This window comes from Fretibacterium sp. (assembly GCF_057312375.1).
In genome coordinates, this window is the sequence record NZ_DBHLDX010000077.1 from 1 (window position 1) to 7,849 (window position 7,849).

The 7,849-nt window shown below is 60.3% G+C and carries 13 protein-coding genes; 1 reads left to right on the forward strand and 12 read right to left on the reverse strand.

The window, feature by feature from the left end:
• The 10 genes from ACO41U_RS09220 to ACO41U_RS09265 all read right to left on the reverse strand — a co-directional run.
• The coding region (locus ACO41U_RS09220) for a DEAD/DEAH box helicase family protein (RefSeq protein ID WP_485943391.1) at positions 1-175 on the reverse strand (175 nt) is incomplete at its 3' end.
• A 257-nt stretch (positions 176-432) separates the two neighbouring features.
• Entirely contained in the window at positions 433-2,466 is a 2,034-nt protein-coding gene (locus ACO41U_RS09225) for an AAA family ATPase (protein ID WP_485943370.1), read from the reverse strand.
• Positions 2,467-2,525: 59 nt separating this feature from the next.
• The gene (locus ACO41U_RS09230) at positions 2,526-2,759 is read right to left on the reverse strand and encodes a hypothetical protein (protein WP_485943371.1); all 234 of its coding nucleotides are present in this window, start codon (positions 2,757-2,759) and stop codon (positions 2,526-2,528) included.
• A gap of 12 nt (positions 2,760-2,771) precedes the next feature.
• Positions 2,772-3,797 (reverse strand): RecT family recombinase, encoded by a 1,026-nt coding sequence (locus ACO41U_RS09235; RefSeq protein ID WP_485943373.1) that lies wholly within the window; start codon positions 3,795-3,797, stop codon positions 2,772-2,774.
• Positions 3,798-4,478, reverse strand: coding sequence for a hypothetical protein (locus ACO41U_RS09240; RefSeq protein ID WP_485943375.1), 681 nt, complete (start codon positions 4,476-4,478; stop codon positions 3,798-3,800).
• 296 nt (positions 4,479-4,774) lie between these two features.
• Positions 4,775-4,954, reverse strand: coding sequence for a hypothetical protein (locus tag ACO41U_RS09245; RefSeq protein WP_485943377.1), 180 nt, complete (start codon positions 4,952-4,954; stop codon positions 4,775-4,777).
• A 4-nt stretch (positions 4,955-4,958) separates the two neighbouring features.
• Positions 4,959-5,129 (reverse strand): hypothetical protein, encoded by a 171-nt coding sequence (locus ACO41U_RS09250; RefSeq protein WP_485943379.1) that lies wholly within the window; start codon positions 5,127-5,129, stop codon positions 4,959-4,961.
• A complete protein-coding gene (locus ACO41U_RS09255; protein ID WP_485943381.1) occupies positions 5,104-5,781 on the reverse strand; it encodes a hypothetical protein in 678 nt (225 codons plus the stop codon). The genes ACO41U_RS09250 and ACO41U_RS09255 overlap by 26 nt, the downstream gene beginning before the upstream one ends.
• A 109-nt stretch (positions 5,782-5,890) precedes the next feature.
• Complete coding sequence (locus tag ACO41U_RS09260) at positions 5,891-6,142, reverse strand: helix-turn-helix transcriptional regulator (RefSeq protein ID WP_485943383.1); 252 nt, start codon at positions 6,140-6,142, stop codon at positions 5,891-5,893.
• 12 nt (positions 6,143-6,154) lie between these two features.
• Positions 6,155-6,967, reverse strand: coding sequence for a hypothetical protein (locus tag ACO41U_RS09265; RefSeq protein WP_485943385.1), 813 nt, complete (start codon positions 6,965-6,967; stop codon positions 6,155-6,157).
• A gap of 56 nt (positions 6,968-7,023) precedes the next feature.
• Between ACO41U_RS09265 and ACO41U_RS09270 the strand changes: the two genes are divergently transcribed.
• The gene (locus tag ACO41U_RS09270) at positions 7,024-7,266 is read left to right on the forward strand and encodes a KTSC domain-containing protein (protein ID WP_485943393.1); all 243 of its coding nucleotides are present in this window, start codon (positions 7,024-7,026) and stop codon (positions 7,264-7,266) included.
• Here the strand turns inward: ACO41U_RS09270 and ACO41U_RS09275 are convergent.
• The gene (locus tag ACO41U_RS09275) at positions 7,223-7,549 is read right to left on the reverse strand and encodes a hypothetical protein (protein WP_485943387.1); all 327 of its coding nucleotides are present in this window, start codon (positions 7,547-7,549) and stop codon (positions 7,223-7,225) included. The two genes, ACO41U_RS09270 and ACO41U_RS09275, sit on opposite strands and share 44 nt — an antisense overlap.
• A partial coding sequence (locus ACO41U_RS09280) for a hypothetical protein (RefSeq protein ID WP_485943389.1) occupies positions 7,546-7,849 on the reverse strand: 304 nt, incomplete at its 5' end. The genes ACO41U_RS09280 and ACO41U_RS09275, both read right to left, overlap by 4 nt.

Consider the following 7,849-nt stretch of genomic DNA (forward strand, 5'->3'; position numbering starts at 1 on the left):
CCTCCCGGTGCGCCAGGACGAGTGTGCGGGTCTTAAGGGCCCCGGCGACCATGCCAAAGAGGAGTGTTTTCCCCGTCCCGGTCGGGAGGCTGACGAGCTGCCGCGTGACGCCATCGTGCCAGCGTTTGAGTATTTTCTTGAGCGCCTCGGTCTGATAGGGGCGCGGTTGAATCATTGGGTATCACCTCTCAATGTTCCCCAGCCCTCGCGCGCGCGCGTATGGGGGGGGAATTAGTTGCGATATAGGGGTAAAATGCTTATCAGCACTCAATAGTTATCGCTACTAACAAGTTGCGATAAAGTTGCGTTATCGCCTTGAGGGGGCAAAGAGTTATCGCAACTTATCGCAACCATATCGCAACAAGGAGGTTGCGATAACTCTTTAGTAATACCAATGCTTTTACCCCCTTATCGCAACTAAATTTCCCCACGTCAGGGCTGTTGCGATAACTCGCTGATAGCCTGAGCGTAGAATCCGACCAAAGCGTACTCTGCGCCTCGTTTTACGCCTCTTTGTTTCAGCTTCCCCTTTTCGACCCAATCCGAAAGACAACGCCTTATGTATGTCCCAGAAGTTTTCGCAACCTCTTTCACGTCCGATGCCTTGAACCATGCGCCAGGTTCGTAGGTCCGTTCGATGTAGTCCCATATCTGAGCTCTGGCCCCGCCGCCGATCTTTGGCTCGAGGTCAACCCGCATGACCGTCCGTCCGTCGTCGTTCTCCTCAAGCCTGTACGAGAAGGAGGGCGTCTTGCGGAACCAGCTCTTTTGCACCTTTACGAGGTTGGTCTTGTTCTCCTCGGAGTTGTTCTCATCGTCCGGTCCGTCTATCGGTTCGATGCCCAGCACGACGGCCACAAGACGGTTCAGAACGCTGCTCCCGATGGATTCGTCCTGTGTCATCATGAACTTCTGCTCAGCCAGCTTCCGTTTGCGCGTGTGATGTACCAGCACAATAGCCATATTGCGTTGCCGTGCCACGCTGAGGAGGTGCTCGAAGATCGGCTTCATCTCCACGGCCTTGTTCTCGTCCGCCGAATGGAATGAGGTCAGCGTATCGAAGAAGATGACCTCCGGCTCGTCTAACTCCAGGGCATACTTCAGATTCTCTTGCCCTTCCGGGGTGCCGAGGTCGAATGAGAACCCCTTGAGCCCCGCTTCGATAGCGCTGTAGATTTGCACTTTTGTCTTGTCCACCGGCCACTTCGTTTCCGCCGCCCGGCGTATCAGCGTTTCGTATCCCGCCTCCCCGGCGAAGATGAGAGACTTCTTGGGCTTGGAGTACGCCACACCGTCAAATATCTGCCCACCGACCGACAGGTCCGACACAAACTTCTGCACGAACCACGTTTTTCCGACGCCGGGGGCCGCGATGATCGCACTCAGATATCCCTTGGGGAACAGCCCCCCGACCATTTCCACCGGGTCGAGGCGTACCGTTTCGTCCAGAGAACAGCGCAGTTTGGAAAGGCCCGCCTTGCGCGCACAATCCTTCCGTTCCACCTCGCTCATGCAGACCCAGGCAAGCCGTTCCTTCAGGACCCGACCGGCCGCCTCGGCCCCGTAGCGTTGTGAAAAATCGTTCCAGTCCGTGCCATCCTCCGGCGTCTTGAAGGGCGGCTTCAGAACCCCGTCCAGCTTCCCCAGCTTCACGGCGGACTGTGCCGCGGTGACGCCGGGGTTGCCCTCCGTCTTCGCGTCGTCGTCAGCCATCACGATGATCTTCCGGTCCGGGTACTTCTTCCGGAGCGCCGGGGCGCAGGTCACGAGGTTGTGGCAGTTCATGGCGCAGATCACCGCGTGCCCGGTCAGCTCGTGGAGCGTCGCGCCCGTGGCGTACCCCTCGCAGAGCAGCACGGGGCCATCCTTCACGTCCGAACCGATGGCGCAGAAGGCCCCGCCGACCGGCGCGCCGTAGAAGTACCGCTTCGTCCCGTCCGGCGCTATCGTCTGGAACGTCTTGAAGTGCCCCTCGATATCGCGCAGGGGGACCAGGAGCGCCCCTTCCCGGCACCTCAGACCGTAGGAGGGCACATTCTTCCTTCGGAGGTACTCGTGGTCCTCAGGGGCCGTCTGCGCGGCCTCAAAGCGTATGCGCGCATCCTCGGAGGCGACGGACTGTGCCTTCTTGCGGTCCGCGTCCCGCTTCCGCTGTGCCTCCTCTGCCTGCTTCCGGAACTCCGGCATCTTGCAGCGCTTGTACATTTCGGCGTCCAGGGTTTCGAGGTCGAACTTCCAGCGCACCTCGACCCCGTGCCGCCAGCTGGAGATGTACCCGCCGGGGAATCCGTCGGGGTGGATGACGTAGGCCCCGGCGGTCTCCCTTCCCTTGTCACCCTCCACCGCGTAACGATGGAGGGCGCCGTCGATCACGAGGCGGGTGTCGCGAAGCGGGGGGATCCCCGCCTCGCGCATGGCCTCGAGCACCTGTCGCTCTATGAGTTCAATGGGGATAAAAGCATTCACATGCCCTCCCTCCCAGTGGTATTGGTCAGCAGGTTATGCCTGGCTCAGTCCCGCTCCGGTCAGAACGGGATGCTCGCTTCGCCCTTGGGTTTTGGCTTGAAGAGGGAGATGATAATGCTGTCCTTCCCCTCCGCCGTCTGAACGCCCGCAGGATTGAACGTCTTCTTGAGCAGGCAGAACGAACCATTCTCGCCGTTCATGACCGCTCCGATGTTCTCGTAGCGCCCCTTCGTTTCCCCGTCCGACGTCGTGTACTCGCCAGTCTTTACCGCCATGTCGTAAACTTTCTCCATAACACGAACCTCCTAAAGTTCAACTTTCGCAACCTGATCAATGTCCGGCATAACATCTCTCAGAGCTTCCCCAAACGGCAGCACGGGCCCTTCCTTCTCCAGCTCGGCGATGTACTCCTCAGCCGCCCCCTCCGGTTCCGGAGGCTCCACGGGCGGCTGTGCCGGGCCATGCTCCCGCGTCTTCCGCTCGCGGTTGTAGAGGTCGATCGCCAGGTGCTTCAGGTCCAGCTCCGTCCACTCCTTCGAGGGGCGCCCCTCGGTGATCTTCAGCATGGCGTTCTGCGCGTGCTGCGCCACTCCGTCGCACACCGCGAGGTAGCCGTCATAAAGGGCCTTCTTGCGCTCCGCGAGCGTAGGGGTAGGATTACCCTTCTCTCGTGGTGTCGCTTCGTCCTGGGCCGTTCTGGCGGGGCTGGCGTGGGGATGTGGAGCATGGTCTACCACCTCGGCGTCGATGGCCTCGACAGGACGAGGAGCAGAGGCGTCCTGCGCGTCGATTTCTTCGCGGGTCACCAGTCCGGAGAGGGAGAAGGCGCGCTTCAGCGCCATGCTCTCAGCTACCTTCAGAATCATGGCATGGGGGTATTGCCTCCACACGTTGTTGCCCTTGTTGTAGTCCCGGAAGGGGGCGAACACGTAGGCAGGGAAGCGAGTGCCCTGCTTGTAGACCAGGGCGTAGGCCCCCAGGATGCCACCGCGCTTGCCTACGCCATAGGTGTGGGACACGCCGTCGACGGTCTTCTGGAAGGCATCTCCCTCGTACACCACGTCGGAGACCATGCCCTCGTAACCCTTGTCGTTGTTTGCGATTTTCAGGTACCCGTCCCGGCTGGTCATGATAACCGGCTGCCCGCCGGCCTTGATGAACCAGATTTCCTTGGCGAACGGGTCCAGGCCGTAGGTCTGGGACAGGTGCAGAAACATCTTTAGCTCGTTGTCGCTGGCCCCCTTGGCGACCGTGTCGCGGATGGTCGTCACTTCGTCGGGGCTCCACTGGATAGCCTGCGTCTGCGGGCTCTCTGCCAATGCCGTTGTCATCTATGCCGCCCTCCTCTCGAACGCACCCTTGAGGCGGTACAGATTCAGGGCCGCCTCAAAGACCTTCCACGCATCGCTCAGTGCAGGGATGTCGATCACGTGGTCGTCAAAGCCCTCGTCCTCCGTGCGCCCGACGCGCAGCAGCCGCACCCCGTCGACGGGATATCCGTTCTCGATCAGCATCTGCCAGTAGGCCGCGACCTGGAACGTGTGTTCCGGGTACAGCCCCTTGCTGGTCTTTATGTCCACCAGCCAGCGCTTGCCGTCGATCTCCCCATACCAGTCAATCGTCCCGCCGTACATGCAGGCCTCACTGACAAGGGGCAGCTCGATATGCAGCGTCTGCATCTTGTGCCCCGTCTGCCGCTCCCACTCGAAGAACGACAGGACAGCATTCTCCGCAAGATCGATCTGCTCCGCGTTGTAAGCGTCGCGGTCCCAGGCAGGGCCGCCAAGATACTCCTGAATCATCTCGTGGGCCAGGGTGCCGATCTTCGCTGTTTCGTCCACATAGGTCGTGCTGTCGATGCCCTGCAATCCCAGGCCATTGGCCCACTTCACCAGGGCCGGTTTGTTGATGACGCCAAGGACCGTCGTCACCCCCGGAACCCGCTTCCCATTGGCCAGCTTGTAGATCGTGTGCGCCTTCGCCCTCTTGGCGATCTTCTTCTCAACCTGCATGATTCAAACCCCTCCTGTGTTAGAATGGGTCCGGGCGTTCCTGCGCCCGGACTTTGTTGCGTTTCCTTTGGGAAGCCCCTTAGCAGAGGGGCTTCTCCTCGTTTTTGTAATCTCGTGGTCCGACAGCTGCCCTCGTGTAAAACTCTCCAGCCAGCCCCCACCAGGGCTCCGGAACAGGGCCACCTTCCCGACGTGCCGGAGATATACCATGCCGAAAATTCCCTCCGGATGCCCGCCGCGGGGCGTAGCCTTTTGGTCCCTGGGGTTGAAATAGTATGTTTGGCCCTCAACGAAGCTCACCGATCATCGCCCCCCGCCGCTTTCTTCCTGCTGGACTTCTTCTCCGGCAGCCGCGCCTCGATGGCGGTCAGCCGCGCCACGATCTCCGCCATCGGTAGCCCAACCCTCTCGGCCAGGGCCGCCGCCAGCCGATCGATGTCTCTGTCGCTCAAACGCACTATGTTTACGTTTGGCATAACCTCACCCCATCCTTTCCAAATCCACCACACAGACGTCCGGGCGCCCAAACCGTGCCGCCATATCGCCGTCGGCACATCGCGCCAGAAACACCGCGTGCGTCAGCTCGATGCACCTGGGGCGTCGGAGAATCCAGTCCAGGAAACGCCTACGCTTCATGCTCTGCAGCTTCACCGTTTCGCCTCCTTCCCTTCATGAATACAACCCATTGTCCGCCACGCCCAGCACGGCGATCCCCAAACAACGGTTTTTCCGGCGTGAGGCCCAATACTGCCGAAAGAAGTATCTGCGCCTCAGACCACTTGAACACGAGCACTCCGTGTGGCGCCAGCACTCGGAAACACTCTCGAAATCCCTGCCGCAGCTCTCCCCCCCAGTCTTTTGGCAGGACACCATACTTCTTGCCTTGCCAGCTCTTCGGCCCGGCAGTCTTCAAGTGGGGCGGGTCAAACACCACTAACCGGAAACTCTCATCCGGGAATGGTAGAGCCTTGAAGTCGCACTGGATATCTGGCTCTATCCGCAGGATGCGCCCGTCGCAGAGCGTCTCTATCAGGCGGCGGTTGTCACAGAAGACGGCGCGCGGGTCATTATGGTCGAACCAGAACATCCGGCTGCCACAACAGGCGTCGAGGACCGGAGGAAGATCATCCAGCACTGTTCCCTTCTTCTCCCTCATCACCTTCACCCCGCGCCGCTTCAGCGCCTCCCGGACCAAGAGCGTTACCATACTCGAAAATCCGCGCCCCTCCAGCGCCGCAGCTACTCGTATTCGCTGCTCGTCAACGTTCGTGAAGGGGATGGAAAACTTCTTCTTGGTGCTCATCGTTCTGTTTCATCCTCCCTCATCACCTCCCACACCTCGCGCCACACCATCCGCATCAGCCAGCACCAGGCACCGAGGAGTACGACTTGCTGCAGGATGTATGCCCACCTCATTGCGGGGCCTCCTTCTTCTTGCTGTAGAGCCCCTGGGTTGTAAGTTCCCCGGAGGCGATACGGTCTATCACGGCGTCGATATACCGGGAGTCCCAGACCACCGTTCGGTATCCGAGCTTGATGCCCTTCTCGACGAGCCCGCCTTTCACCCACTCATTCCAGCTAGACTTGCCGATCCCCAGGCGATGCGCCACCTGAGCCGCCTGCAGCAGGCCCCTCGGCACCTCACACGTTGTTGCCTCACTCATGGGGCACCTCCTTCATGCTGCGTCCTGAAGCGCCTCGAGCACCTTCTGCCTCCCGGCCTCGCTGAAGCTCCACTGCGAGCACTCGTGCGGGCTGTAGGGGCTCTTGGTCATCTTCCAGCGCCCGTATTCGTTCGAGCCGCCCTCCGGAGCGACCAGCCCCATCTCCCGCGCCGCCTTCATCACGCGGCGGTTCGTTACCCCAGCCTCGTCGCCGATCTGCTTGGCGCTGTAGAACCGAGTCCCGGCGTCCGGCAGCATCTCCAAGTGCTCCCGCCCCGTGGTCAGGTGCGTGATCTCGTGCGCCAGAATCCGCTTGCTCTCCGTCGTCAGCTCGTAGGCCGGGTGCTCCACCATTCGCTGCATGATCTTCGCCAGCCGCGCATTGGCGTTCTTCTCCTGGAGGGCAATCCGCTGCCGGGCGATCTCTAGCTTCCTCTCCTCGTCCGGGTCCTTTTTGACGCTGTAGCTGCCGGTCTTGCGAACCTCGTCCGCCATCTCCCAGAGAAAATCCATCACGGCGTCCGCCTTAGGCTGGTTGGAATACCGGCAGATTTCCAGAAGCCCCTTGAAGTTGTAGACCGTGACCTCGCGCGTGACTTCCCGGTCGCCCTCAACCCGTGTCAAATTGATACGGGTTGAGAATTTGCTGAATCTGTCTTGGTTCCTGCTATGAATCACCCTGATGGCAGTTGCCGGGTCTTCATACCCCAGCATCGTACCGATCTGCTCCCGAGTGCCCCAGAACTCCTTGCCACTGTCCTGGTAACAGTCGAACTTGATGCCCTCAAAATCCCCCGTCTTAACAAGCTGTAAGCTCTTGCTCATGTTGTTGCCTCCTTCATTTCCCCCCGCGGTACAATGGCCGCAGAAGGGAGGTGATGATGGTGAACAGAATCCCTGTCGTTTCCAGTGATTTGAAGTCTGTTGGGTACGATCCCGCCGCACGGGTTCTTGAAGTGGAGTTCAAGAACAAAAGAGATTGGGGGCTTCCACCTGTTTATCAGTACTCCAATGTCCCGACCGAACTTTACGAGGCGTTGATGCGTGCCCCCTCAAAGGGCAAGTTCTTCAGGGCGAATATCAGATCGTGCCCTCAGCGCTATCCATATCAGCAGATTCGATAACCCCTTCAACATCCCGTCCGGCGTCCTCCGGGCGGGATGCCTTCTTGTGAAGCTCGTTAAAATCCCTGAGCACCTGAACTATCGGTTCCGTTTCAGTCTGCCATTGAGGATATTTGCAGTGCGGGTGATCACAGACGTTCAGGTTCCCCACGCAGACCAGCTCGTAGATCGCCACCTCAAGCGCCAGCTCCACCGCGTCCATCCCCCCGGCGTCTGCGGGCACTCCAACCTTCTCCCGCTCGCAGAGGTCCAGCAAAGCTTGCTTCAGATCGTGCGAGGTCATGCCCCCGCCTCCTTCAGCTTCTCCATCCCTGCGCCCATCTCCAGCAGCAACCCTCGCGCCCGGGTCACCTGGTCGATGAAGTCCTGGAACTTCGCGTCGTCCCGAAACGTCTCCCATTTCGCGCTCAGCTGCAGGTTCGCCCCGCTCTGCGTCCCCGTGATGGCGGCCACGCACGGCATCGTTCCCGTCATGTCGATCACCTCCTCCTTCGAATCCGCAACCTTGATCTCCAGCACCCACTTCTCCTCCGCCGGCCCCCGCAGCAGCTCCGCCTCGCTGACACCTAAGACCTCGCAGAGC